This is a genomic window from Microbulbifer maximicatervae (SeqCode), from assembly GCF_052467385.1.
Genome location: NZ_CP174311.1, coordinates 314,769 through 341,026, shown reverse-complemented (window position 1 = coordinate 341,026; position 26,258 = coordinate 314,769). Strand labels below are relative to the sequence as shown.

19 protein-coding genes are annotated in these 26,258 nt (G+C 51.8%); 12 read left to right on the top strand and 7 right to left on the bottom strand.

Annotation, left to right across the window (positions count from 1 at the left end; genetic code table 11):
* Positions 1–114: 114 nt before the first annotated feature.
* Entirely contained in the window at positions 115–768 is a 654-nt protein-coding gene (locus ACJJIR_RS01580; RefSeq protein WP_444907080.1) for a paraquat-inducible protein A, read from the bottom strand.
* A gap of 350 nt (positions 769–1,118) precedes the next feature.
* Here ACJJIR_RS01580 and ACJJIR_RS01575 point away from each other — a divergent pair, with 350 nt between their 5' ends.
* On the top strand, positions 1,119–2,642 hold the full coding sequence (locus ACJJIR_RS01575) for a TolC family outer membrane protein (protein ID WP_413663552.1): 1,524 nt from the start codon (positions 1,119–1,121) through the stop codon (positions 2,640–2,642).
* Between the two features lie 14 nt (positions 2,643–2,656).
* On the opposite strand, the gene waaA is transcribed toward ACJJIR_RS01575, so the two are convergent.
* Both waaA and ACJJIR_RS01565 read right to left on the bottom strand, forming a co-directional pair.
* On the bottom strand, positions 2,657–3,982 hold the full coding sequence (waaA, locus tag ACJJIR_RS01570) for a lipid IV(A) 3-deoxy-D-manno-octulosonic acid transferase (RefSeq protein WP_444907079.1): 1,326 nt from the start codon (positions 3,980–3,982) through the stop codon (positions 2,657–2,659).
* 103 nt (positions 3,983–4,085) lie between these two features.
* Complete coding sequence (locus ACJJIR_RS01565) at positions 4,086–5,006, bottom strand: glycosyltransferase family 2 protein (RefSeq protein WP_444907078.1); 921 nt, start codon at positions 5,004–5,006, stop codon at positions 4,086–4,088.
* Between the two features lie 238 nt (positions 5,007–5,244).
* On the opposite strand from ACJJIR_RS01565, the gene ACJJIR_RS01560 reads away from it, so the two are divergent.
* Positions 5,245–6,375, top strand: coding sequence for a glycosyltransferase family 4 protein (locus tag ACJJIR_RS01560; RefSeq protein WP_444907077.1), 1,131 nt, complete (start codon positions 5,245–5,247; stop codon positions 6,373–6,375).
* The gene (locus ACJJIR_RS01555; protein ID WP_444907076.1) at positions 6,368–7,033 is read left to right on the top strand and encodes a YrbL family protein; all 666 of its coding nucleotides are present in this window, start codon (positions 6,368–6,370) and stop codon (positions 7,031–7,033) included. The genes ACJJIR_RS01560 and ACJJIR_RS01555 overlap by 8 nt, the downstream gene beginning before the upstream one ends.
* On the opposite strand, the gene ACJJIR_RS01550 is transcribed toward ACJJIR_RS01555, so the two are convergent.
* On the bottom strand, positions 7,030–7,917 hold the full coding sequence (locus ACJJIR_RS01550; protein ID WP_444907075.1) for an ELM1/GtrOC1 family putative glycosyltransferase: 888 nt from the start codon (positions 7,915–7,917) through the stop codon (positions 7,030–7,032). The genes ACJJIR_RS01555 and ACJJIR_RS01550 overlap by 4 nt on opposite strands.
* A gap of 694 nt (positions 7,918–8,611) precedes the next feature.
* On the opposite strand from ACJJIR_RS01550, the gene ACJJIR_RS01545 reads away from it, so the two are divergent.
* Together ACJJIR_RS01545 and ACJJIR_RS01540 are read left to right on the top strand one after the other, a co-directional pair.
* Positions 8,612–9,544: an O-antigen ligase family protein gene (locus ACJJIR_RS01545; RefSeq protein WP_444907074.1), complete on the top strand. Its 933-nt coding sequence runs from the start codon at positions 8,612–8,614 to the stop codon at positions 9,542–9,544.
* Between the two features lie 24 nt (positions 9,545–9,568).
* The gene (locus ACJJIR_RS01540; protein ID WP_444907073.1) at positions 9,569–10,912 is read left to right on the top strand and encodes a UDP-glucose dehydrogenase family protein; all 1,344 of its coding nucleotides are present in this window, start codon (positions 9,569–9,571) and stop codon (positions 10,910–10,912) included.
* Between the two features lie 52 nt (positions 10,913–10,964).
* On the opposite strand, the gene ACJJIR_RS01535 is transcribed toward ACJJIR_RS01540, so the two are convergent.
* The 3 genes from ACJJIR_RS01535 to tfpB form a co-directional block, all read right to left on the bottom strand.
* The gene (locus tag ACJJIR_RS01535) at positions 10,965–11,918 is read right to left on the bottom strand and encodes a branched-chain amino acid transaminase (protein ID WP_444907072.1); all 954 of its coding nucleotides are present in this window, start codon (positions 11,916–11,918) and stop codon (positions 10,965–10,967) included.
* Positions 11,919–11,977: 59 nt separating this feature from the next.
* Positions 11,978–14,821, bottom strand: a complete 2,844-nt coding sequence (gene glnE / locus ACJJIR_RS01530; protein ID WP_444907071.1) for a bifunctional [glutamate--ammonia ligase]-adenylyl-L-tyrosine phosphorylase/[glutamate--ammonia-ligase] adenylyltransferase — start codon at positions 14,819–14,821, stop codon at positions 11,978–11,980.
* A gap of 169 nt (positions 14,822–14,990) precedes the next feature.
* A complete protein-coding gene (gene tfpB, locus ACJJIR_RS01525; protein ID WP_444907070.1) occupies positions 14,991–16,766 on the bottom strand; it encodes a type IV pilus assembly ATPase TfpB in 1,776 nt (591 codons plus the stop codon).
* A 146-nt stretch (positions 16,767–16,912) separates the two neighbouring features.
* Between tfpB and ACJJIR_RS01520 the strand changes: the two genes are divergently transcribed.
* The 7 genes from ACJJIR_RS01520 to ilvD all read left to right on the top strand — a co-directional run bounded on the left by ACJJIR_RS01520 (position 16,913) and on the right by ilvD (position 26,234).
* Entirely contained in the window at positions 16,913–17,590 is a 678-nt protein-coding gene (locus ACJJIR_RS01520; RefSeq protein ID WP_444907069.1) for a TIGR00153 family protein, read from the top strand.
* A gap of 10 nt (positions 17,591–17,600) precedes the next feature.
* Positions 17,601–18,875 (top strand): inorganic phosphate transporter, encoded by a 1,275-nt coding sequence (locus tag ACJJIR_RS01515; RefSeq protein WP_282930993.1) that lies wholly within the window; start codon positions 17,601–17,603, stop codon positions 18,873–18,875.
* Between the two features lie 153 nt (positions 18,876–19,028).
* Complete coding sequence (locus ACJJIR_RS01510; RefSeq protein WP_444907068.1) at positions 19,029–20,720, top strand: thiamine pyrophosphate-binding protein; 1,692 nt, start codon at positions 19,029–19,031, stop codon at positions 20,718–20,720.
* A gap of 107 nt (positions 20,721–20,827) precedes the next feature.
* Positions 20,828–21,751, top strand: coding sequence for a carboxylate/amino acid/amine transporter (locus tag ACJJIR_RS01505; RefSeq protein WP_444907067.1), 924 nt, complete (start codon positions 20,828–20,830; stop codon positions 21,749–21,751).
* Complete coding sequence (gene argE, locus ACJJIR_RS01500) at positions 21,729–22,892, top strand: acetylornithine deacetylase (RefSeq protein ID WP_444907066.1); 1,164 nt, start codon at positions 21,729–21,731, stop codon at positions 22,890–22,892. Before ACJJIR_RS01505 ends, argE begins: the two co-directional genes overlap by 23 nt.
* A 59-nt stretch (positions 22,893–22,951) precedes the next feature.
* A complete protein-coding gene (gene argA, locus ACJJIR_RS01495; RefSeq protein ID WP_444907065.1) occupies positions 22,952–24,274 on the top strand; it encodes an amino-acid N-acetyltransferase in 1,323 nt (440 codons plus the stop codon).
* Positions 24,275–24,401: 127 nt separating this feature from the next.
* On the top strand, positions 24,402–26,234 hold the full coding sequence (gene ilvD, locus ACJJIR_RS01490; protein ID WP_444907064.1) for a dihydroxy-acid dehydratase: 1,833 nt from the start codon (positions 24,402–24,404) through the stop codon (positions 26,232–26,234).
* The last annotated feature ends 24 nt before the right edge of the window (positions 26,235–26,258 follow it).

The following is a 26,258-nucleotide window of genomic DNA, read 5'->3' as shown; positions in this document are numbered from 1 at the left end:
TGTACTCTCGCTCCACAGCGCGGACATCGGCAACGACCATTTTGGGGAAGAATAATTAATTGATGACAGCACAGGCAGCTGGTTAAGCCTTTTTTTAAACCTTTATTTGGTACGCTATTCACAAGCTTGTCCCTTAAGCGCACGACGCTGTGCTAAGCGGTGCCAAATTGCTGTTTGGTCAAAACTCAGGGAAGAGAGATTTGCCAGTAGCATCATGGCACCAAAACAGTACAGCCCCGGTTCTACCTCCATCTTGCCCAAATCCCGTAATTTAATCAGGGCCACCAAAATTCCGAGCATATAGACATCGAGCATGCCCCACTCTTTTACGTGCTGGTAAAAACGAACAGCATTGGATACCGGTCGGTCAAGCCAGGCCCAAGCACTGCCCCAACAAATAAATAACAACAGGGCGAATTTACCTACCGGAGCCAAAACGCTACAGAAAAGCACCAGCGCCGAGAGCCAAATAAACCCTGCCTTGAAAAGAGAGTAAACGCCATTAAGCAAGGTACTTTCTGCACCAAATGAGAACAGGGAAAAGTCGAGCAACGGCAAGCTAACAGAGGGAATGAACAGTAATAGGCCGGTTAGACTGAGAGCCAGAGTGTAGTAAATACTATGATTGCCATTGCGATGCAAAGTACAGCGACATCGTGGGCAAATTAGCTTTTGTCCCGGAGGCGCCAAGCCGCCGGTTAAAAGTAGATCGCATTCGTGACAGACCCTCTGCCAATTGGTCAGCACTGCGTTGCGCTCCTCATTCATGGACAGTCAGTCCTTGCCTTATTCTGCACAATTTTTGCCGCATCCAAATGCTTATGAGGCGCGTCTATTGAAATATAGGCCCTCAACCTTATTCAATGGGCCCTAGTTATTGCCAAGAAATTACCGATAAACGCACATAGGTGTCGGTTTAACGAAGATATAGCAAAAAGCCGATTGCCGTCTCGACGGTCGGTTTGACCCCGGGTAAACTCTCGCGACTGCTATTGGGGAGACTGGCAATATTAGTAATAACCGCAAGCTGGAGCCCTCTAAATCCCCACTACATGACACCAGCTCCAAATAACTTGCAAAAGCTTGAAGACCGTACCCTCCACAGGAAGTCGAAACAGATGAAAAGAAGTAACCGCACAGAGCCGCAAGGCCGCAAGTTGCGTCCGCTGAAAAAACTAATCGCCGCTACGCTGCTGGGCCTGGGCGCCATGCAGGCGCAAGCCGACACCCTGTGGGATATCTATACACAGGCCCTGGAGAATGATCCTCAATTAGCAGCTGATCGCGCCGCTTACCACGCGGGTATCGAGGCCAAATATCAGTTCCGCGCATTCCTGCTTCCTCAGGTTAATGCTACTTTCGAAGCCGCTAGAACTCACTCTGATAGCAGCCGGAATTCTGCTCAGTTACTGGATTTGACTGATAATGACGACGACAATGATGTCGAACTAGTGGATTTTAGAAGCCAAACTAGCAATTCCTTACAGGAAAGAACCTATAGTGCCAACCTGACCCAGGCTATTTTTGACGCCCCAGCCTGGTTCGATTATCAACAGGGCAAGAGATTAACAGAGCAGGCGACAGCAGAATTCAGTGCTAACCAGCAAGAAATGATGATTCGTGTCGCCACCGCCTACTTTGATGTATTGCGTGCTTATGACGTCCTCGAGGCAGCTGCTGCCGAAGAACAAGCCCTGGCTAAACAGCTGGAACAGACGCAACAGCGCTTTGAAGTCGGTCTAACAGCAATTACTGATGTCTACGACTCCCAGGCTGCCTATGACAGTTCCGTTGCCCGGCGTTTAACAGCTCAAGACAACCTCCTCAGTAACTTTGATGCCCTATCAGTATTGACCGGAGGCTACCATGATCAAGTAGCTCCTCTGGTAGATGACTTCCAGGTAGCTCCGCCGGTGCCTTCAGATCGCGCCGATTGGGTTGAGTTTGCCCTCGCCAACAACTTTGTCCTTAAAGCTGCACGACTTGGCGCCGATGCCGCCCGCTATAACGCGCGAGCGGAAGCCAGTGAACACCTACCCACAGTCACTGGCTCGCTTTCTTATAATAAACTCACTCAAGATGGTAACGAGAAAAATCGATTCAGCGACATAACGGGCAGCCAATTTGTACGTTACCCGCAAGATATTGACCAATGGGGAACAAGTGCAGGGGTAACTGTAAATGTGCCCATCTTTACTGGTGGCCTTCTCAGTGCCAACCGTCGCCAGGCTAGAAACCAAGCCTTCCAGGCCCAGGACCTTAGCGTCCTTGCAGAGAGAGATACCATACAAACCACGCGCACCCTGCACCGCGCTGTTGTCACCGATGTATCGAGAGTAGCGGCCCGAGAGCAAGCCGTCGTTTCTGCCAAGAGTGCATTGGATGCCACTCAGGCAGGATACGAAGTAGGCACCCGAAATATTGTAGATGTGCTCCTGGCTCAGCGGACCCTGTTTGACTCACAAACTGACTACGCCAACTCGCTGTACGACTACATTCTAAACTCACTGAGCTTGAAGCAAGCTGCAGGACTCTTATCCCCTAAAGACCTTCAGGATCTGGATATGATGCTGAACCCTGCAAGTAACGTCTCTCGCGTGGAGGAAACTGGCGGTACCAGTCTTCCAGCACCTTCGAAGTAACTGCGTATACGCATCTACCAGAGAGCAGGATTTTTATTCTCTCTCTGGTCTTCATTTTGTGTAGCCAGCCGCTCCACTTCGCCCAGTAAGCGCTGCAAAGCACCACTATTTTCTGAAGCTACTTTTTTCCCTCTCTGACCGGCGGCTTTTCTTTGCCCCACATCTTCCAGCCAAGCCTGAACTTGTGAAGCCATCGATTCACTGTCTTCGACTACAACCATGGCTCCAGCCTCCTGTAACAAACTGGATACAGTGGCAAAGTTATGCAGGTGGGGACCGGAAATAACTGGTACACCCCAGGCAGCGGGTTCAATCATATTGTGGCCACCAACAGAGACCAGGCTACCTCCCACAAAAGCAATATCACTGGCCCCATAGAAGCGCAGCAACTCCCCCATGGTGTCTCCCAGAATAACCTCATCACTAGCTTTAATGGCTGTGCCTTCACTCCTTCGAACCAAGGCAAAGCCACGCTCCCGACACAGGCGGGCAACACCATCAAAGCGCTGTGGATGCCTGGGCACCAACACGAGTAATAGATCTTTAATTTCTCTCTTCAAAATAGAGAAGGCATCCAAGATCACCTCATCCTCACCCACATGGGTACTAGCCGCCAGCCATATAGGCCTGGAAGACTCCCCCCGCCACTGGTGCGCCAGCGCCTGGGCTTCACTGGCCAGTCCCATATCAATACTGAGGTCAAACTTGATATTTCCGTTGGCTACTGCTTTTTCCTCTGGTAATCCCAGATCGACAAACCGCTGCATATCCGCGGGATATTGCGCAACAACACGATCCAGGTTGTTTAACATTGTTCGACTCAAAGAGGGAAAACGCCCGTAACCTCGTGCAGATTTTTCACTGAGACGTGCATTGGCCAATAAAATTGGGATCTTCCTGCTCGAGCAGAGCTTGAGTAGGTTGGGCCAAAGCTCAGTCTCTATAATCACCAATGCACTCGGGCTAAGCGCATTGAGAAATGGTACCAGGCATTCAGGGAGATCATAGGGGAGGTAATAGTGAAGTAAGCGGCCGCCAAGAATTGGCTGCAGGGCTTCCTTCACCCGCTCAGACCCGGTTGGAGTTGTAGTCGTTACCAGCCACTGCCAGTCTGTATGTCGCGCAGCCAATTTAGAGATAACTGGTACGGCGGCTAGGGTCTCCCCTACAGATACAGAATGGACCCAGATTAACGGTGCACGGCTGTGCCTTTTTGGAACCTGCCCCAGACGCTCTCTTAAACGCAACCGATAGGCCGGCTGACTACGCCCTCTCCACCAGAGACGTAGAAGGACAACAGGTAAAAACAGGCGGAAGAGCCAGGAATAAAATATTTGCATGAAGCAGGGATCACCTAAAGATCAATATTGCCACCAAAGAAAGTGCAATGATGACGGTTATCTCTCCCAGGTAAAACACCCCCGTAAGGAAGGCCTCAGGCCATTAGTGATCGACCACCCGGTAAAACTCAGAGCGCACCCCAAAAACACCACAAGCCATGCCGGCTGAACGGCAGGCGCGGAGCCAAGGCCCAGAACCCAAGCGCTTTCCACCGAAAATCAATCCTAAAATACAGCCTATGCTGGAGATCAACAATTGCCCCAGAGCCGATACAAAGATACTGGTATGACCGCGACCTTTGGCAAGTTTATGCTTTGCCAGAGTGATACCAGCGGAGAATTTTCTACGCGACAACCAACGCATATTGGCGCGACTCTCCGGCACAGCTTCGTAAACCCTCGCCTCCAGGCAGTAAACAATCTTTCCGCCCTTGGCCTTAAACTCTGTGAAAAAAATCACATCTGTACCGGCACCAAGAGGATCCTGCTCATTAAACCTCAGGCCTAACGAGCGAGTACTGCTCATCGGTATTAATACATTGCTGGTCGCACAGTAGTTGAGCTGTTCTCCAGTCTTTCGTTTCTGTCGATAAAAAATACGTGAGTAATAGGCAGGCACAGAATCCGGCCAACGCCGAACAACACTGCCACAAACCACGCTACTGCCCCCCAGCTTTTGCGAGTAATCATATAGCTGGATTAACCAATCGGGCTCTACCCACTCATCATCATCAATGAAAACCAGGTAGTCAGCCCCCATGTTATCCAGTTCATCGATACAGCGATTGCGTGCACAAGGGATTCCCCGCCGCTCTTCTACAGCACAGTTGAGGGAGAAGGGAAAGCTTCCCGACAACTCCTCCACAACTTCTCTACCAGCCTGAGTGTCCGAATCATTATCGACAACCAGTGCAGCCACATTTAAGCCTGTAGGTAGCTGGAGCTTGGCCAGACTTTGCAGAGAACTGCGAAGCCGCTCTGGTCGCTGATAAGTACAAATACAGATCACTAACAAGGGGTGCAATGTAAACTCCAGATTACGGCCAAGAACAAATCGGATATAAGCTTTCTGAGCTGGGTTAAAAAAGAATCAGCCTATACCCTTAAGAATGACCTGTCTATAATACCACTTTTGCCAAATGCTTTATCAGGGCATCTATGATCCATTTTATATGCTCGTGCCTGACCTTCCCTGCTAAAACGCAACCCATTAGTCAAATTAATTCAAAAAACTATTCTTATAAGCCCTGGTATATCTCCCCATGAAAATTATGCAGCTTTTACCCGCACTGAACTCTGGGGGGGTTGAGAGGGGGACCGTTGATCTTGCCCGCTATCTGGTAGCAGGCGGTCATCAGTCAATCGTTGTTTCCAGCGGGGGAAGCATGGTCGAGCAACTGAAAGCTGAAGGCTCAGCCCATATTGAACTTCCAATCCACAAGAAGTCTTTCTTTAGCCTGTTACAGGTCAGGCCACTTCGAGAGATTATCTCTCGTGAGAAGCCCGACATCATCCATGTGCGTTCCAGGGTTCCGGCTTGGCTAGCCTATCTTGCCTGGCGAAGTCTTGACTCCGCTGGGCGCCCCCGCCTTGTCAGCACGGCTCATGGCCTTTACTCAATAAATCGATACAGTGCAATTATGGCGAAAACCGAGCAGGTAATCGCAATATCAGAGTGTGTGAATAGCTACTTACTGGAGAACTATGCAAACGATCTAAAGCGTCCCCCACAGATCGTTTATCGGGGTGTAGATACAGATGAGTTCAATCCTGATGTACAGCCACCGGAGTCCTGGTACCAAAAAGTACACCAGGATTTCCCCCAGCTTGTTGGCAAGCGCTGGCTCCTCTTACCCGGCAGGCTGACCCGCTGGAAGGGACAAGAAGACTTTATCGATCTAATTCATCAGCTAATCCAAAACCGTTCTGATGTCCACGGCATCATTCTCGGCGGAGCGGAGAAGAATAAGCAGCACTATGCCGATGAATTGGAACAAAAAATTCGCTCAATGAAGCTTGAGAACCACCTTACCCTGGTTGGTCATCGTAGTGATATACGCCACTGGTATAGTGCGTCCAGTTTGGTGTATAACCTATCACGTCGACCCGAGCCATTTGGCAGAACCGTTATAGAGTCCGCTGCGATTGGCACACCTATTATCGGTTATAACATTGGGGGCCCGGCAGAGTCGCTAAATGCCTGTTTCCCTCAAGGGCTAGTTGATATCAATGATTCAAAAGCTTTATTCGTGCGTACTCAAGAGCTGCTCGACAGCCCTGAACAGAAGCCTCACCTATCTACCGATTTCACTTTGGGAAGACAGGCCGAACACACCATTGAAATCTACAAAAGCCTACTCACAGAGCGTACCGGAGCGAACCCGAGTGATTAATTTGAGCCAAAGCGAGCCTTTTGCCAGTGGAGGCAATCGCTTTTGCTACCGACACCCGGAGCGGCCTGAAATCTGTGTCAAAGTGATGCGACCAGGGCGAACGGCTGAACTACTGGGACGGGCGCCCTGGTATAAAACTTGGCGTGGAGAGTCATATTTCGACGACAATCTTCGCGAGCTGGAAGGCTACAGCCAACGGGCGCTTGCCGATAATCGAGATGAGCTTTGGCAGCATCTACCACGCTGGTATGGAATTCAGGAGACCAACCTAGGCCCCGCAGCTGTCACCGATATGATTCTGGACAGTGATGGAAATCCAGCGCCCACCCTGCGCCAATACCTGAACAAATACGGTCTCAATGTAGAGGTACGTACATCTTTACAGCGTTTTTCTGAGTGGCTGCTTGAGTATGAGGTTCTCACGAAAAACCTGATTGCCCACAACCTGGTCTTGCGAAAAGAGCAGGGCGAACTGCAAACCTACCTGATAGATGGACTGGGTTGCGCTTCTTTTCTGCCCCTACCAAAAGTCTCCAGCTACTTTGCGAAACGCTATATCCGTCGCCGTATCGAGCGGATGTGGCTGAGAGTCGAATGGGAGATTTCCGATAAGGAAACCCCCTGGCGAAAATTTGAAGCTGAGGGGCTCAAGCGCTAACGGCTAGGCAAGCCTGATCGACGCAACAATGCTTGAGCGCACAATAGGTATTGATCCAGGGGTTCACGCTGGCCTCTCGCCTTCAGCTCGAGTTTTTCACTAACCAAGCCTTGATCCAAAAGTCTTAATACCGCTGAACGCACCTTATTGGACTTGCTGCGACTCGGAACCCGAATTACACCGACTTGGGCCCGACTTTGTAACGACTCGAATAGCATAGAGATACTGTCCTCAGTGACCCAGATTGTTTCCGCTTCCGACAACTGCTTCTGAAGCCAGCCCGCCGGACAAGAGCGCCAGTCAACCAACTCAACACGACTTTTCTCCAGCTGCTCCATGGTGCCCGCCGGTGTTCTCCGACTGTCAGAGATACACCAACTCAAGGGGTGAGCCAATAATTTCTCAACCTGCTCTCGGATTGAGAGGGTATCCCAACTGTAGTGCTTGCTGGGTCCACCCAATAAAATAAGCCCCCTTCCGGGCTGCAGCACATCGCTCTCGAGCGGTTCCGTCAGCGCACCCTGACTCACAATCACATTAGGTAGAGGGGGCGGACGATCGTGTTCGGGGACGACCGCAAAATCAAACCAGCTGTAGGGTAACAAAGGGCGGTTAATTGCCACCGTGCGACCACCAAACCGGCAACGGGCAGCTAGCATCGGTAGTCGGCTGCGGCGACCTGTGCCAATCAGAAAGTGGGGGGGGGGGAGCTCTTCCAGATCCTCTCCCGCTTTTAGGAGAATACGGCTGGCTATATATTCTGGCGATATATCAAAAGCCTGCACTTCCCCGATATAGCTCCTGCGCAACCCTTCAATCAGAGCTGCGCTCTGCTTTTCATGGGCCCGGTTGCCATCTAAAAAACGCCAAATAGTAAGTTGCAAGATAGGCCCCTAAACTACTGAATCACCGGAATATAAGGCAGTGTACCTAGCCCCCGTCAGTGAGGCCACTGTGACAAGGCTATGGGAGCCCCAAAACATCCAGTATACTGCCCTTCAGGCGTTAGCGGGGTACCCGGTAAGTGCCATTGTAAATCCGTGCCCTCAGGAGGCCTATTAAAGCGCTCAACAAAACAGATATCCGCTTTTACTTTGTGTAGAGCCCCGTAATTATCACCAAAAACCAAATTTCGAGCGCTCATGGACAACAGACTTTTATATAGTACCCAACCATACAGCCTATTTCCGCACACCTAACACAACCTTTTCTATTTGGTCGATAGCTGCACATATGCCTGAACTTGGAAGTACTCTAAAAAAGCTTTCTCAACCCGTTTACCGTCAGCAAAGCTCATTGTGGATTTCAGGTCTGCTTAAATGGGCCTTTCTGGGACTATTTCTGCTGGTATGTGGCTTCTATATTTTTCCTAAGGTTTCAGGGATACAAACCAGCTTTTACCTGACTTTACTACCCACAGCCTTTTTACTGTTGGCATGGAGAAAGAGTTATCACTTCCTGTTCTCTTGGCAATTTATAACCTTTTGCAGCCTCCCAATCATACTAGCGCTGTCAACCCTGTGGGCCTCACCTGACACCGCTGACGTTTACAGGCAACCTGATTACTATTGGAAATTGGTGTTATACCTGTCTCTATTTTACTGTGCGACCTACTTCCTACTGGAACAGTATGGCGACACTATCCTCCATCAGCTGTTACTCGCACTTATTGCGATTGGGCTGCTATCTGGTATTGCTTCGTTAATTGCTTATGCCCTTGAAGGGGGCCTACAAGATCTGCGTCGGATTGGAGGTGTATCTCTAGAGGGCAATATTGATAAAACAGGAATGCTGTTCGGCTTCCACGCTCTTTTCTGCTGCTACGGTCTCTACCAAGAACCCCGTATTTGGCGCTGGCTATCAGGAGCAGGTTTACTCACCTCCTGTATCTATATAGTTTTGTCACAAACCAAAGTCCCGATTGTTATGGCGGGCTTTTCAATCTTTTTGGTTGTATTCGGCAACCTTTCACGACTGCTGAAGATTCTCGTTGTTGTTGCCATAGTTTGCGTGCTGCCCCTAGCCTATTTTACGCTGTATGGTGATCTGCCTCTTCTACACCGGGGTAGTGCCTATTCCGTTCGCATGACACTCTGGCAAAAGACACTTGAAGAGTTCCTGCAATCCCCACTGTTTGGTCAAGGCCTAGTGCACAAAAAGTTTATCGAGCTAAACAGAATGGTTCCCCATCCACATAATTTCCTCCTGGATATCGCACGCTTCAGTGGAATATTGGGGGTGGCCACTTGTGCCTGGCAAGGACTCGCAGCCCTGTGGACAGTGAGGTCCAAAGAGAGGCTTCTGAGCTGGATTCCCGGTTTGTACTTCACCTGGTTCCTATTCGGTGTATTGGCAATGCTGACATACGCCCAGCAACCTTTGGCCAAGCCCAATTATATTTGGTTCTTTTACTGGATTCCCCTAGCTATCCTGCTGGCGCGAAGCAGCATTGAAGAGCGGGGTTTGAGCCATTTTAAAACTATCCAGGAAAGTAACCCTCAAAAACAGTAACCGCTGAGAGATAGAGTCACACTGATGAATGTAACCGTATTTGGCACCGGCTATGTGGGCCTGGTGCAAGCAGCAGTCTTAGCTGAAGCTGGCAATAAAGTAGTTTGTATCGATATAGACGCGGACAAGATCGATCGTCTCAAACAGGGCATTATCCCCATTTATGAGCCCGGCCTCGAGCCTATGGTGAAGAACAGTATCACCACAGGCAATCTATCTTTTTCAACCGATGCCGCCTTTGGCGTAGAACACGGTGAACTGATCTTTATCGCTGTGGGCACCCCTCCAGATGAGGACGGCTCAGCAGATCTTCGCCATGTGTTAACTGTTGCAAGAACCATCGCCAAATACATGGAGTGCAAGAAATATATTATCAATAAGTCCACAGTACCCGTGGGGACTGCCGATAAGGTGCGGGCTGCCGTTGAGGAAGAACTCACCAAGCGGGACCGGTCTGATCTGCCATTCGATATTATTTCCAACCCTGAATTCCTCAAGGAGGGGTCGGCGCTCAATGACTGTATGCGCCCGGATCGAATTATTATTGGCACCTCCGAAGAGGAATCAGAGCAGAAGCTTCGCCACCTGTACGCACCATTCAACCGAAATCACGAAAAAATCCTGGTGATGGACGTAAAAAGTGCAGAGCTGACCAAGTATGCCGCCAACTGCATGCTGGCAACCAAGATCAGCTTTATGAATGAAATGGCAAATATTGCCGATAAAGTGGGCGCTGATATTGAAGCAGTTCGGGCCGGAATCGGCTCAGACCCACGAGTTGGCTACCAGTTTATCTACGCAGGTATCGGCTACGGTGGCTCCTGTTTCCCGAAAGATGTGAAAGCCCTGATTTCCTCGGCTCAACAGCTGGGCATTGCTGCAGATATTCTCGCCGCCGTGGAATCCCGCAACGAGCGCCAGAAACACTATCTCGCCGAAAAAATACAACGTCATTTTAACGGAGATATTCAGGGCAAAACTTTTGCGCTCTGGGGCCTGTCATTCAAACCCAATACAGATGATATGCGCGAAGCCCCCAGCCGTGTGCTGTTAGCTCGATTGTGGGAGCAGGGTGCGAAGGTGCGGGCATTTGACCCTGAGGCCATGGAGGAGTGTCAGCGAATTTTTGGCGATCGCGAAGACCTGACCCTTTGCGACTCCAAGACAGAGGCTTTACAGGGTGCCGACGCCCTGATTGTCGCGACCGAATGGCAACAGTTCAAATCTCTTGATATCGATGAAGTAAGCAGCGCTCTCAGTGCCCCGGTTGTGTTTGACGGACGCAACCAGTACGAACCAGAGGAAATGCGCGAGGCAGGCTTTGATTATTACTGCGTAGGGCGCCCGGACACCACCAGCTCTTACTAAGTAAGCCTTACTTAAAATAAAAACCCGGCATCTGCCGGGTTTTTATTTTCCATCATGCTATTCGCATCTTTACTTCCGCCTGGCCCGCCACATCACTGAGCCAGCCCCGATGCGCAGCACTACGCCCATGTACCACATCAAAATAAAGATTTTGCAAACGCCCTGTGATAGGGCCGCGACGACCACTGCCGATAGAACGCCCATCCAATTCACTAATAGGCAATACTTCCGCCGCTGTGCCAGTAAAAAACGCTTCATCAGCGATATAGACTTCATCTCGCGTGATACGCTTCTCTACTACCCTGTAGCCACACTCCCGAGCCAACTCAATAACTGTATCGCGGGTAATCCCATCCAGGCACGACGTCAGCTCAGGGGTATAAATAGTCCCATCGCGAACAATAAAGACATTTTCTCCACTACCCTCAGCAACATAACCCTCAGGGTCCAGTAATAACGCCTCCTCGCAACCATTGCGCACCGCCTCCTGTAACGCCAGCATCGAGTTTATATAGTTACCATTGGCTTTCGCCTTACACATGCTGATATTCACATGGTGTCGGGTGTATGAGGAGGTATTCACCTTAATCCCCTGCTCCAGCGCCTCGGGGCTCATATAGCTGGGCCACTCCCAGGAAGCGACAATCACATGGGTTGAAAGATTTTCTGCGCGCAACCCCATTCCCTCTGACCCATAAAATACCATTGGTCTTAGATACGCTTGGCGCAGGTTATTTTCGCGCACCACAAGCCGCTGAGCTTCATTCAGCTCATCAGTGCTATAGGGCATTGGGATATTCATTATTTTTGCAGAGCGAAACAACCGACGGGTGTGCTCTTGCAAACGAAAGATACTGGCGCCGTTACCGGTTTCATAAGCCCGTACGCCTTCAAACACCCCCATTCCATAGTGCAGGGTATGAGTGAGGACATGCACCCGGGCATCGCGCCAGGGAACCAATTCACCATCAAACCAGATAACGCCGTCGCGGTCGGCAAAAGACATGGGTAACTCCTACAAATCCTGAAAAACAGTTTAATCGGGCAGCAGGTAGAAACCCGGTGTTAACCGAGTAATTGCTGCCAGTTTGTTTGAACGGTCTTTCTTTCCGCTGTGAATTGGTCATCGCTCACAATCCCTGGCAGTTGTTGTAGTGCCAGGCGATGACCTTCAGATCGGTAGGCTTTGTAGGCGTCGATCAGATGTCCGGCTTGTTGGGCCGGCATCAGGCCTGCGTCAATTAGACTTTCGAGAATGCGAATATTATCGGTATACCGCACGATCGAGGGCGAAGTTTTTGCCCAGGCCAGAGCAGCATATTGAACCATAAATTCAATATCGACAATACCGCCCTCACCGTGCTTTAGATCAAACTTTTTATCGTTGCTCTTATCGAGGTGCGCACGCATTTTATTGCGCATTTCCACCACCTCATCACGCAATTTATCGCTCTTTCGCGACTGGCAAAGCAATTTCGTACGCAACTGTTGAAACGACTCACTCAGGCGGAGACTACCGGCGACAGACCGAGCTCTCACCAGTGCCTGATGCTCCCAGGTCCAGGCACTCTCCCTCTGGTATTTTTCAAAGGCAGCCAATGAAGTCACCAAGAGTCCTGAATTACCCGAAGGGCGCAGTCTTGTGTCTACCTCATAAAGAGGCCCGCTCAATGTACGGGTTTGCAATATGTGGATAAGTCGCTGTGCTAGTCGGGTAAAAAAGCTCAGGTTATCAATACTGCTTTTACCGTCGGTAACCTGCATCGCATCTGCATCGTGCACAAAAACAATATCCAGGTCAGAACCGTGGCCAAGCTCCAATCCCCCCAGCTTTCCATAGGCGATAATGGCAAAGTGCATATCCTCTGCCGAGGCCCCCGCAGGCACACCGTATTTATCCACCATCTGTGCCCAGGCGAGTTGCAATGACTGCTGCAATATCGCCTCTGCCAACCAAGTAAGGGAATCACTGACTTTCATCAAAGGCAGGGCACCATTCACCTCTTGTGCCGCAATGCGCAGGCTTTGACTCTGTTTAAAATATCGAAGCGCCTCCATTTGCAATTCCAGATCTTCAGGATCGATCCGCAACAATTCGAGACGCAGCTCATTGGCAATATCTGCCGCCGTAGAGGGTGCTAGTAACCTGCGGGAATCCAGTAACTCATCCAGCAGAATTGGATGGCGCGCAAGTTGCTCAGCAATCCACGGACTGGCACTACAGAGGCGCACCAGCTGGTTGAGCACGGGGGGATTTTCATTAATCAGGACGAGATAGGCACTGCGACGCAGTACTGAGCGCACTAAAGGTAAAACACGGGTTAGCACTAACAAGGGATCAGCCTGTAACCCTGCTGCGGCCAGTAGCGTAGGCATAAATTGGTCCAGGCGCGCACGGGAAGAAGCAGGTAGTGCCGCAACCATTGTTGACTGGCACAGCTCCTTTAAGTGCTCGAGTGCCTGCGGTGGAGGAAGAAACCCTGCACTTTCCAAAATCTGCAAATTCTCTTCATTCGCAGTTTCATCGGCGCAACTTGCCCAGAGTCCCTGCCACTCTTCAGCCACACTGGGGGCGGCCATCTCCTCTGGTGGAGCGATTACAGTATCGAACTCCCGCTCAACTAAGGAACGAACATCGACCAGCTCACTCTCCAATTGCTCCCAATTATCGCGGCCCAGGGCAAATGCCAATTTTTCCCTTTCTTCCTCCTCAGCTGGGAGCGCCTGTGTCTGCTGATCCCGGTATGCCTGAAGAGCGTGTTCAACTCTCCGCAGCAACAAATAACAATTGGTCAGTTCACTGGCCACTCCCGGTTCAACATGGCCATCACTTTCCAAAAGGGGCAGTAGCTTGAGCAAGCTGCGCTCGCGCAGCGCGGGTTCGCGGCCTCCGCGAATTAACTGGAATGCCTGGGCAATAAATTCCAACTCGCGTATGCCGCCCCGCCCAAGTTTGATATTGTCCGTTAAACCGCGAGCGCGCACTTGCCGCTGTATCAAGGCTTTCATTTCACGCAAAGCATCAATAGCACTGAAATCGATATAGCGGCGATAAGTAAATGGGCGCAACAACTCCATCAGCTCTTCAGAAAACGCCTCCCTGCCAGCAACAGGGCGAGCTTTGACCATGGCGTAGCGCTCCCATTCACGCCCCTGAGTCTGGTAATAGTCCTCCAGAGCAGCGAAATGGCTTACCAGGGGACCACTGTCACCGTAGGGACGCAAACGCATATCTACACGAAAAACAAAACCATCCGCATTGATTCCATCCAACGATTTAATCAAGCGCTGACCGAGTTTTTGGAAAAACTGCTGATTTTCTATACTCTTTTCGCCATCGGTATAACCGGGCTCAGGGTAGGCAAAAATCAGGTCAATATCCGATGAGAGATTGAGTTCCCGGGCTCCCAATTTGCCCATCCCCAACACCACCATCGACTGACTATCGCCAGCTCTACTACGAGGCCCCCCATAGCGATCCACTAACTTTTCATGGTGCCATTGCATCGCCGTGCGAATGGATAGCTCTGCCAATTCACTAAGGCGCAGACATGCCTGGGGAATATCCCACTGTCCGGCAAAATCGCGAAATATGACCTCAGTCGTTACCCGGTTGCGCAATAAGCGCAATTGAAGGTCTAACTCCTCATCACTTTCTATGGTCGGCAGGGAGAGTCCAAGATCTTGATTAAGCAACAAATCCCGTAAAAGCTCTGGGCGGCGACAGCACTGTTGATAAAAAAATTCTGAACCAATTAAGCTCCGAGCCACTCCTTGCGCAAGCAATGGCTCTGCCAGCAAGCTCTCCATCTCAACAACAAGCGCGGCCTCCGCCAGTTCACACCAGTCATTCCAAAGTGACTGAAGTTGAGCGCGGATGGGTTTTGGGCACTGAATGTTGTCAAACATGAGGGTCGATCCTTGGTGCGAATATCAGCGGGCAATTCTGCCTAGCTATCGGCATTCCGATAGCTAGCGATGGTATCGGATAATGATGAGTGGCCGAGCAAGCCCGCCCCTCGCGTCACTTCACTGGCCTCTACATCTTCAAACAGTTATCTCAGAGAGGCCACCCAAGCTAGAAAGCGATATCCGGCGGTGGGGCCACCCTCAATACCTCTGCCACAGTGGTCAAACCCGCCGCTACTTTTTTCGCGCCGGAAAGCCTCAGGCTATTCATACCTTCGCGCATCGCCTGGCGCCGCAGTTGCTGTAGATCACAATCGGAGGTGACAATAGCTTGTACCGACTCGCTAAATGGCAGGATTTCATAAATTCCCTGACGCCCACGATAGCCCGTATTACGACACTCCAGGCAACCTTCCGGCCGGTAGACTTTGTCCGGTAACGGCGCTCTCCAGGGTTTCACCAGAGACTGCCAATCGGCCTCTTCAATTTTGTCCTCCTGCTTGCAACTGGGACATAGTGTGCGCACCAAGCGCTGGGCCATCACCCCGAGAATGGTGGACTTCAATAAATAATGCGGCAAGCCCAGATCCAATAAGCGGGTAACCGCTGTTGGAGCGTCATTGGTATGCAGGGTTGAGATAACCAGGTGGCCTGTCAGTGCCGCTTGAACTGCCATCTGAGCGGTTTCCAGGTCACGAATCTCACCAACCATAATGATATCGGGGTCCTGACGCATCAGGGTTCTGATACCTGCAGCAAAATCAAAGCCAATAGAGTGATGAACCTGGGTTTGGTTAAAGCTCTCTTCCACCATTTCGATAGGATCTTCAACCGTGGAAACATTCACTGCACTGGTGGCCAACTGCTTAAGACCAGTATACAAAGTGGTGGTTTTACCCGAACCGGTAGGGCCCGTAACCAACACAATACCATTGGGCCGTGACAGCATCGCCTGCCAACGAGCCAAGTCATCACCACCCAGTCCCAGGTCGGAATAAGATCGCGCGAGGACCTCTGGATCGAAGATCCGCATTACCAGCTTCTCGCCAAAGGCTGTGGGAAGAGTGGAGAGGCGCAACTCCACTTCGTTGCCATCAGGCCTTTTTGTCTTGATGCGTCCATCCTGAGGCTTGCGTTTCTCCGCCACATTCATGCGCCCGAGGATTTTCAGGCGGCTGGTCACCGCAGCATTTACCTGGTCTGGCAGCTCGTGAATCGGGTGCAATACGCCATCGATACGAAAGCGAATACGTCCCACTTCCCGGCGCGGTTCAATATGGATATCACTGGCGCGCTGGTCAAAGGCGTGCTGCAACAACCAATCGACGATATTGACGATGTGTTGATCGTTAGCTTCAGGGTCCTTTAAGGCGCCCAACTCCAGCAACTGTTCAAAGTTATTTGCCGTTGAGGTTCCCTGAAGGCCGCTTGCACCAGAGATCGAATTGGAAAGGGAGTAGAATTCGACGCAGTGTCGCTTGATATCAGCCGGATCAGCCACCACACGGCGTACTCTGCGGCCAGTGGTATGTTCCAGCTGCTCCTCCCAACCATGGTTAAACGGTTGAGCTGTCGCCACCAGAAGTTCTTCGGTACTCGCCTCAACACAGAGAATTTGGTGTCGCTTGGCAAATTGGAAGCTCATCACCTCGGTGACAGCGCTCACATTAACCTTCAGAGGATCAATATGATACAAAGGGTGGGAGGAGCTCTCCGCTAACCAGGCGCTAAGGATTTTACTATTGAGCAGACTACCCGGTTGCTTGCGGTTGGCCAGGTCACAACTGGCGATATAGCTGAGCGGGTGCATCTGGGCCTGCTCTGCTGTCCGCGGGGTCCCGACAATACGGTTGGCATCCTCTCGGCTAACAAAGCCCTGCCCCACCAAATCTTCCAGTAATCCGCGCAGTTCCAGTATGCGGTCTGCAACTCTGCTCTCTGCCATTGGTAACCCCTTTATTCTCATATGGCGACGTTGCATTGTAGCCCTATCATCAAGCTGTGAAAGTGCGCTGTTAACGCACTGTTACGAAGTTGCCCCGATTGGGGTACCATGCCGCCGTTTTCGCATTCTGAGCAATGGAGCTAACCATGGCCCTGTCGAATATTGCCAACTTATTTGGCCGCTCTCCGATTAAGCCAATCGAGAAGCATATGGCTACGGCCCACGAGGCATCGGCTGACCTGATCCCCTTCTTTGAAGCACTGATCAAAGGTGACCTCAAAGAGGCAGAACAGATCCAACTGCGCATCTCCGCCTCGGAGAACCGCGCTGACGATATCAAGAGAGACCTGCGCCTGCATCTGCCGGACAGCCTGTTTATGCCTGTGTCCAGGACCGACTTGCTGGAATTGCTGCATGCCCAGGATGAGGTAGCCAACACTGCCCAGGATATCGCTGGTCTGGCTGTAGGCAGGAAGATGCAGATTCCCGCACCTCTCCAATCCTTGATGACCACCTTTGTGGAGAGCGCTGTCGCCACCTCTGCACAAGCACTGCGCGCGATCAACGAACTGGACGAGTTGCTGGAAAGCGGCTTTGCCGGGCGCGAGGTGGATATCGCCAAACGCATGACCGAAGAGCTGGATGAACTGGAGCGCAAGTCAGACAAGCTTGAAGTCGAAATTCGCGCGTCGCTGTTTGCTATTGAGAAAAACTTACCTCCGGTGGACGTTATGTTCCTCTACCGGGTTATTGAATGGATCGGTGAACTCGCCGATCGCGCCCACAGCGTGGGCAACCGATTGCAGTTGTTGTTAGCACGTTAGGGGGTTTGGCGTGGAAATTATTAGTCAATACGGCCATATATTATTGATTTTGGCCTGTGTGGCAGGCTTCTTTATGGCCTGGGGCGTCGGTGCCAACGACGTAGCCAACGCCATGGGTACCTCCGTAGGTTCCCGTGCACTGACTATCAAGCAGGCGATTGTTATCGCCATGATCTTTGAATTTGCCGGCGCCTATTTGGCAGGCGGAGAGGTTACCGCAACCATCCGCAAAGGCATTATCGATTCTGAAGTCTTCGCCGCCCAACCGCAGCTGTTGGTATACGGTATGCTTTCGGCACTGCTGGCGGCGGGCACCTGGCTGCTGGTAGCCAGTATTCTCGGCTGGCCGGTATCCACCACCCACTCTATTGTCGGCGCAATTGTCGGCTTCTCTGCGGTAGGTATATCCCCAGATGCAGTGGCCTGGGGTAAAGTGGGCAGCATCGTGGCTAGCTGGGTGGTCTCCCCGGTTCTCGCGGGCACCCTGTCTTTCCTGTTATTCCGCAGTGTCCAGCGCCTGATCCTGGACACGGAAGACCCCTTCAACAATGCCAAGCGCTACATCCCCTTCTACATGTTTGCAGTGGGCTGGATGATTGCCATGGTGACCCTTACTAAGGGCCTCAAGCACGTTCTTAAAGATGCCAATATCCAGCTCAGCTTTATCCAGGATGCCGGTATCGCCGCCCTGGTGGGCCTTGCTGTCGCCGGTATCGGGGTCACCATGCTCAAGCGTGTCCAGCGCGACCCGGCAGCTGAAGCTGAAAACCGTTTCGCCAACGTCGAGCGCGTATTTGCGATCCTGATGGTCTTCACCGCCTGTGCCATGGCCTTCGCTCACGGCTCCAACGATGTCGCCAACGCCGTTGGCCCCCTGGCTGCCGTAGTTAACACCATCCAGAGCGGTGCTATCACCGTTAAATCCACTATGCCTTCCTGGATATTGCTACTCGGCGGTATCGGTATCGTGGTGGGCCTGGCGACATACGGCTTTAAGGTAATGGCCACTATCGGTAAGAAAATCACCGAGCTGACCCCGAGCCGTGGCTTCGCTGCCGAGCTGGGTGCGGCCTCCACCGTCGTACTGGCTTCTGGTACCGGCCTGCCAATCTCCACGACTCACACTCTGGTGGGCGCGGTATTGGGTGTTGGCCTGGCGCGGGGTATTGGCGCCCTGAACCTGCGTATGATCACCACTATCGCCGCATCTTGGGTGGTCACCCTCCCAGCGGGTGCAGGTATTGCGATCCTGTTCTTCTACTTCTTCAAGGGCCTGTTCGGCTAAAGCTGCAGTAGCATTGAGCAATAAAAAGGGGGCCTAGGCCCCCTTTTTTGTTCCTCTCACTCATACCAATCTCAACTAAGCTGTGCCAATAGCTGAACAGACATCTGGCGCACACCAACTTCGCCTTCCCCTCACTTCATTCGTGTAAATCACATGACTACTTGCAACTGGACAGTGGGAACCTACCTGGCACAAAGATTAAAAGACGCAGGCATAGAGCACTACTTCGCCTTGCCTGGCGATTACAATCTGGTGTTACTGGATCAATTACTACTCCACCCAGATCTCAAAATGATCAGCTGCTGTAACGAGCTAAATGCAGGCTATGCCGCCGACGGCTATGCCCGCGCAACCGGTGGCCCCTCAGCGGCAGTAGTCACCTTCTCCGTCGGCGGCCTCAGCATGATTAATGCAGTAGCCGGTGCTTTTGCCGAAGACCTCCCTTTAATTGCAATCTCTGGCGGACCAAATACGAACTCTGAGGCTGAGTGGGAGTATTTGCATCACACTTTAGGTAAGGTCGATTACAGCTATCAGAGCGAAATTTATTCACGGGTCACAGCCGAGACTGTAATTATCCACCACCCATCCCTCGCTCCTGCGGCAATAGACAGAGCAATTGATACTGCGATGCTACGGCGTAAGCCGGTCTATATCGAAATTGCAGCCAATATTGCCAGCGCTCCTACGTCAGCTCCTATCCCCCGGGGATTTGCTCGGAGTGCCACGAGCGACCCGGACTCACTCGCTGCTGCGGTAGATCATATTGCCGCATTCCTCAATACTGCCGAGCGGCCAGTGTTGATTGCCGGGGGAAAAGTACGTGCAGCCTCTGCTGAGGAATCCCTGCGGGAACTAGCTGCGAGCAGCCGCTACGGTGTAGCCTGTATGGCCGATGCCAAGGGACTGCTTTCAGAGACTCACGACAATTTTATGGGTATGTACTGGGGACCAGTCAGTACACCGGGGTGCAGTGAAATTGTTGATACCGCCGATGCACTGCTCTTTGCCGGCCCAATATTTACCGATTACACCACTACCGGGCACCAACTATGCTTCGACAAAAGCAAGACCGTTATTGCATTACCAGCATCTGTACAACTGGGAGATACCTGTTACAGCAATGTCCATATGAATGACTTATTGGAAGCCCTGGTCAATAAGCTCAACCCCAATAACGGTGCAGTAAAAGCCTACCGCCGGGTCAGTAGTCCAAAACATATCCCACAACCAGGCAAGCGAGGCGATGCTTTAACGATTCGACAACTGTTTGCCCGAATCCAAAAAGTGCTTGAAAGCGATACCGCCCTGCTAGTGGAAACCGGGGACTCCTGGTTTAACGGTATGGAACTATCGCTACCAGATGGAGCCCGCTTCGAAATACAAATGCAATATGGGAGTATCGGCTGGTCTGTAGGAGCAACTCTCGGTTATAGCTTGGGTATGGGAAAAGGGCGCATGATCGCCTGTATTGGGGATGGGTCTTTCCAACTGACCGCCCAGGAAATCTCCACAATGATCCGCTACAACGTTAATCCAATTATTTTTTTGATAAATAACGGTGGCTACACCATTGAAGTAGAAATTCACGATGGACCCTACAACAATATTAAAAACTGGGAGTACGCGCAGTTAGTCGAGGTTTTCAGTGCAGGAGAGGGTCGCGCCTGGGGTTGTAAAGTCACCACTGAGGGGGAGCTGGATAAAGCAATAAAAGATGCCCTAAAGCACGATGGACTTTGCCTGATAGAAGTAATTATCGATCGCAATGATTGCAACGTAAATTTGCTTAGATGGGGAAACCAGGTAGCTAGGAACAATAGCCGCCCAAGCCGCAGTGTTTAATTATTCCCTCACCTTGCTTGAAAAACCAAGCTAACTCTAAAAATAGATTTGGAACTCCAAATCCATATCTATTTATTACAAGCAACAGTAGTATTCGGAGTCATAACTTGGGCCTGCCCCACCAATTTACTGCTGCCTGCGAATTTATCCAGATGCCATTACTGTTGTTTGTCACTCTTCTGTGGGCCTTTTCCTTCAGTTTGATAGGCGCCTACCTGGCCGGACAGGTGGATAGCTATTTTTCCGCAATGACACGGGTGCTCCTTGCCACAGCGGTATTTCTACCCATGCTGAAATGGAAGGGTTGCCCTCCCCGTACCGCAATACGTTTAATTGTGATCGGTGCGGTACAATTGGGGCTGATGTACTTGTTTTACTACCAGTCATTTTTACTGCTCAGTATCCCCGAAGTATTGTTATTTACTATTTTCACTCCCCTGTATATCACCGCCCTTGAGGACTTCCTTAACAGGCACTTTTCTGTCTGGAACCTCACTATCGCAGCCATAGCCGTATTGGGAGCCGCCACTATTCGCTGGGGCTCTCCCAGTAACGACTTTTGGATTGGGTTTGCAGTTGTCCAGGGTGCCAACCTATGTTTTGCCGTGGGGCAGGTGGCATACAAGCGCCTGATGTCCAGAGAGCAAGGCCCCCTCCCGAGACAAACCTTCGCTTGGTTTTTTGTAGGCGCCAGCTTGATCACTGTTATTGCCTGGCTCCTGCTTGGGAAACCGCAGTACCCACAGGGCTCACAGCAATGGGGTGTTCTACTCTGGTTGGGGTTGGTGGCATCAGGTCTGGGGTACTTTTTGTGGAACAAGGGTGCTACGCAGGTCTCTACTGGTACCCTGGCCGCAATGAATAATGCACTGATTCCCGCTGGCTTATTGGTAAATCTGTTAATCTGGAATCGGGATGCCGATCTAACCCGTCTCGCCCTTGGGGGAGGACTGATCGGAGCCGCTGTTATCTTGAATGAATGGCGCAACAAGAGTAGGGAAAGTCACCATGGCGAGTATCGCAGTACCTGACCTGAAGACCCAATTACATCAACTGATAGCCTGCCCCAGTATCAGTGCAACCGATCCTTCCCTGGATATGGGTAACCGCCCGGTGGTTGAGCTACTGGGTGGATGGTTGGAAGGACTTGGTTTCAATGTAGAGATAATGCCTTTAAAGGGCTCTCCCAACAAAGCCAATATGATTGCTACTCTCGGAGGTAAAAGTGGTGATAAAGGCGGGCTCGTTCTATCCGGACACACTGATACAGTCCCCTTTGATGCGGGGCGCTGGCAATCGGACCCCTTTAAGGTTTTAGAGCGCGACAACCGCTTATACGGTCTCGGCACCAGTGATATGAAGGGTTTTTTCCCTATGGTTATCGAGGCTGCGCAGACTTTTCTCGACAAGCCTTTACAAAAACCATTGATTGTTTTAGCAACAGCCGATGAAGAAACAAGTATGAGTGGTGCCCGCGCCCTGGTGCAGGCTGGCAAACCCCAAGCGCGCTACGCGGTAATTGGTGAGCCCACCGGGCTTCGCCCGATACGTATGCACAAGGGGGTTATGATGGAAGCAGTGCGTATTACTGGGCAATCCGGCCACTCATCAGATCCCAGTTTGGGGGCCAACGCTCTCGAGGCCATGCATAAAGTTATTGGTGAACTATTAACACTGCGAAAAGAGTGGCAGCAAAAATACAATAACCCCGGATTCGCCGTTCCAGTACCCACGATGAACTTAGGCTGTATCCATGGGGGTGACAACCCCAATCGGATCTGCGGCCATACAGAACTCCAGTTTGATATTCGTCCGTTACCAGGAATGCAGCTTACGGACCTACGGGAAGAACTAAACAAACGTATCCTAACCATTCCACAAGACAATAAAATTCAGGTGGAAGTGGCCTCTTTGTTCCCCGGCACTGCGCCCTTTGAACAGGATGCCCATTCAGAGTTAGTAAAAGTTGCAGAACAACTTTGTGGCCATCCCGCTGAAAGTGTTGCCTTTGGTACTGAAGCGCCCTACTTGAAGAGTTTGAATATTGACACTATCGTGCTCGGCCCCGGCGATATTGACCAAGCTCATCAGCCGGATGAATTTCTCGCCCTGGATCGTATCAACCCTATGGTCAATATTCTGCGCGACTTGATTGGCCGCTTTTGCCTTTAATCTGCCTGCGACAGCCTCCGGGGCTTTAACACCACAAGACTTGCACACGGTAAGAATTAGTGAGCGACGATAACGCCTCCCTGAACTGGTTTCGCCACGCGGCACCTTACATCAACGACCTGCGCGGTCGCACTTTAGTAGTTGGTATCCCCGGCGACGCTTTAGAGCACGCCAATTTCCGCAATCTGGTGCACGATATGGCGCTGCTTGCCAGCCTGGGGGTTCGCTTGGTTGTTGTGCACGGCGCGCGGGAACAAATTAATCGAGCCCTGGATGAGCGCGGCATTGAAAATCGATTTCACGAGAGCCAGCGTATTACCAATCGAGAGACATTGGAAATTGTTAAGTCCGTCGTGGGCAAACTGCGCTTCGATATTGAAGCTGCTTTTTCCCAGGGACTACCAGACTCACCGATGGCGCGTTCGGCCCTCAAGGTGGTCTCAGGCAATTTTGTTACCGCCCGCCCCAGTGGCGTGCTCGATGGCGTAGACCTGGGCTGGACCGGCACGGTTCGGCGCATGGACACCGGCACTCTGGAGCAAAACCTGGATCAGGGTTCCTTGGTACTCCTTTCTCCCCTGGGCACATCCCTGACCGGGGAGCTTTTCAATATCAATTACCTGGATCTTGCCGCTGAGGCTTCCAGAGTATTGCGCGCTGAGAAACTAGTGCTATTCCGCGAACCTGAGCAACTTCAAGTGGACGGAAATCCGGTACACGAGTTAAGTATTTTGCAGGCAGAGCAGGTTTCACCCAAAGTGCAAAGCGCAACCCTGCGCTGCGCCATTCGAGCCTGTAATGCAGGAATCGCCCGTACACACCTACTTAGCTTTTGTAAAAACGGCGCCTTAATTCAGGAGCTGTTCCGCCGTGAAGGGGCCGGTACCATGATTTACCGGGACAGCTACGAAGTTGTGCGCAGAGCGCGAATTACCGATGTGGGCGGCATTCTTGGACTGATCCGCCCGTTAGAGAAAGATGGCGTTTTGGTACGGCGCTCCCGCGAGAAGCTCGAGGCAGAAATCGAACACTTCACGCTTGTGGAAGTGGATGGTACTCCAGTTGCCTGTGCAGCTCTGTATCCCATTAAGGATGATAAGGGCACTACCACAGCAGCCGAAGTTGCCTGCCTTGCAAGCCACCCGGAATTTCGCGGTGGCGGGCGTGGTGCCAAGCTGATGCGCCACCTTGAGAGACAGGCGCAAACAGTCCAGGTTGATGAGCTCTACGTCCTCACCACCCAGACAGAGCACTGGTTTATCGAGCAGGGCTTTGAACAAGTCGGTATCAGTGAGCTGCCTACCGCGCGAAAGTCCCTGTACAACATTCAGCGCAATTCGAGAATCCTGCGTAAACGCCTGGGGAAAAGTCAGTCCACTTAGTCATAGAAATTTGAAATATCCATCCTTAATACTCCTTTAATGGGTAGTTTGGGCGCAAAAACATCCCAGGAAAGTCCATTTTTTGCTAAGCTGGCGCATTCATTGTTGCCAGCTGGAATCTGTGACTATGCCCCAATACCGCTCCCGCACCTCTACCGCCGGTCGCAATATGGCCGGAGCCCGCGCCTTGTGGCGTGCCACCGGTATGACGGACGAGGACTTCCATAAGCCAATCATTGCCATCGCAAACTCTTTTACCCAGTTTGTCCCCGGACACGTACACCTAAAAGATATGGGTCAGCTTGTCGCAAGGGAGATTGAACGCGCCGGCGGCGTGGCCAAGGAGTTCAATACGATCGCTGTGGATGACGGTATCGCAATGGGTCACGACGGCATGCTCTATAGCCTGCCCAGCCGCGAAATTATCGCTGACTCAGTGGAGTACATGGTCAATGCCCACTGTGCCGACGCCCTCGTTTGTATCTCCAACTGTGACAAGATCACACCGGGAATGATGATGGCAGCCATGCGCCTGAACATTCCAGTTATCTTTGTCTCCGGTGGCCCGATGGAGGCCGGCAAAACCAAACTGGCTGACCGCAAGCTCGACTTAGTAGATGCTATGGTGATCGCCGCTACAGATACGGCCTCCGACGAGGAAGTTGCTGAGTATGAGCGCTCTGCCTGCCCGACCTGTGGCTCCTGCTCAGGTATGTTTACAGCGAACTCCATGAACTGCCTGACCGAGGCCCTGGGGCTTTCACTCCCTGGTAACGGCACCATGCTAGCGACTCACGCCGACCGCAAGGAGCTATTCCTCCGCGCTGGCCGCGAGATCGTAACCCTGACCAAACGCTACTATGAGCAGGATGACGAAACTGCCCTGCCGCGCAACATCGCCAACCGTACAGCCTTCCGCAATGCCATGGCACTCGATATCGCCATGGGAGGCTCCACTAATACCATCCTGCACCTGCTGGCAACCGCTCAGGAAGGTGAGATTGACTTCACCCTGGAAGATATCGACAGCCTCTCCCGTGAGGTTCCACAGCTGTGCAAAGTTGCCCCCAATACCGAGAAATACCATATAGAAGATGTACACCGCGCTGGCGGTGTAATGGCTATCCTCGGGGAGTTGGAGGCCGCAGGTCTTATCGACTCTTCACTACCAACCGCCTACGGTGGTTCGCTCGCCGATGCCCTGGCACGCTGGGATATTTGCCGCACGGACGACCAATCTGTACTGGAATTCTATCGCGCGGGCCCCGCAGGTGTTCCCACCCAAACAGCTTTCAGCCAGGAATGCCGCTGGTCCACTTTAGATGCAGACCGCCAGCGTGGCTGTATCCGTTCTGCTGAGCACGCCTACTCCTCTGAGGGAGGGCTCGCCGTTCTCTTTGGTAACCTGGCCCCCAATGGCTGTGTAGTGAAGACTTCCGGCGTCGATGAGTCGCTGTGGAAATTCGAAGGCCCCGCCCACGTAGTAGAAAGCCAGGAAGAGGCGGTTTCCAATATCCTCGAAGGGAAGGTCAGTAAAGGTGAGGCTGTTATCGTCCGCTATGAGGGGCCTAAAGGTGGACCTGGAATGCAAGAGATGCTTTATCCCACCAGTTATTTAAAGTCCAAAGGACTCGGTGAGCACTGCGCATTGATTACCGATGGCCGCTTCTCAGGCGGTACTTCGGGCCTCTCTATCGGACATGTTTCACCTGAGGCGGCTTCTGGAGGTAACATCGCTCTGGTTCGCAATGGAGACCTTATACGTATTGACATTCCAGCGAGGAAAATTGAAATCGCTATTGAGGAAAGTGAACTCGATAAGCGGCGCAGGGAAATGGAAGAAAATCCTAATGGCTGGACGCCAATCGAAAAGCGCCCTCGTAAAGTCAGCAAAGCACTGAAAGCCTATGCCATGCTTGCCACCAGTGCAGACCGCGGGGCGGTGAGGGAAATTGACTGATTAAAACTGCTCTAAACAAAACGG

Coding starts and splice junctions, on each gene's coding strand:
- ACJJIR_RS01580 (WP_444907080.1), bottom strand. CDS start 768: ATGAATGAGGAGCGCAACGCAGTGCTGACCAATTGGCAGAGGGTCTGT.
- ACJJIR_RS01575 (WP_413663552.1), top strand. CDS start 1,119: ATGAAAAGAAGTAACCGCACAGAGCCGCAAGGCCGCAAGTTGCGTCCG.
- waaA (WP_444907079.1), bottom strand. CDS start 3,982: ATGCAAATATTTTATTCCTGGCTCTTCCGCCTGTTTTTACCTGTTGTC.
- ACJJIR_RS01560 (WP_444907077.1), top strand. CDS start 5,245: ATGAAAATTATGCAGCTTTTACCCGCACTGAACTCTGGGGGGGTTGAG.
- ACJJIR_RS01540 (WP_444907073.1), top strand. CDS start 9,569: ATGAATGTAACCGTATTTGGCACCGGCTATGTGGGCCTGGTGCAAGCA.
- ACJJIR_RS01535 (WP_444907072.1), bottom strand. CDS start 11,918: ATGTCTTTTGCCGACCGCGACGGCGTTATCTGGTTTGATGGTGAATTG.
- glnE (WP_444907071.1), bottom strand. CDS start 14,821: ATGTTTGACAACATTCAGTGCCCAAAACCCATCCGCGCTCAACTTCAG.
- tfpB (WP_444907070.1), bottom strand. CDS start 16,766: ATGGCAGAGAGCAGAGTTGCAGACCGCATACTGGAACTGCGCGGATTA.
- ACJJIR_RS01520 (WP_444907069.1), top strand. CDS start 16,913: ATGGCCCTGTCGAATATTGCCAACTTATTTGGCCGCTCTCCGATTAAG.
- ACJJIR_RS01510 (WP_444907068.1), top strand. CDS start 19,029: ATGACTACTTGCAACTGGACAGTGGGAACCTACCTGGCACAAAGATTA.
- argE (WP_444907066.1), top strand. CDS start 21,729: ATGGCGAGTATCGCAGTACCTGACCTGAAGACCCAATTACATCAACTG.
- ilvD (WP_444907064.1), top strand. CDS start 24,402: ATGCCCCAATACCGCTCCCGCACCTCTACCGCCGGTCGCAATATGGCC.